1 protein-coding gene is annotated in these 380 nt (G+C 67.4%); it reads right to left on the reverse strand.

The genetic code is table 11. From position 1 onward, the window contains the following. Window positions 1-380 (reverse strand): AAA family ATPase (locus JZ791_RS47560; protein ID WP_216904063.1); only part of this gene is annotated, 380 nt, incomplete at both ends.

Below are 380 nucleotides of genomic sequence, written 5' to 3' on the forward strand. Positions count from 1 at the left end.
GCCATGGTCCATCACCTGCAGCAGCACGTTGAAGATGTCCGGATGCGCCTTCTCGATCTCGTCGAGCAGCAGCACCGCGTGCGGCTTCTTCGTGATCGCCTCGGTCAGCAGGCCACCCTGGTCGAAGCCCACGTAGCCCGGGGGCGCGCCGATCAGGCGGCTCACGGCGTGGCGCTCCATGTACTCCGACATGTCGAAGCGGATCAGCTCGATGCCCAGGATGTAGGCCAGCTGCTTGGCCGCCTCGGTCTTGCCGACGCCGGTCGGGCCGCTGAAGAGGAAGGAGCCGATCGGCTTGTCGCCCTTGCCCAGGCCCGAGCGCGCCATCTTGACCGCGGAGGCGAGCACCTCCAGCGCCTTGTCCTGGCCAAACACCACGC

The organism is Nocardia alni (genome assembly GCF_019038435.1).
In the GTDB taxonomy this organism is placed as follows: Bacteria; Actinomycetota; Actinomycetes; order Mycobacteriales; family Mycobacteriaceae; genus Nocardia; species Nocardia alni.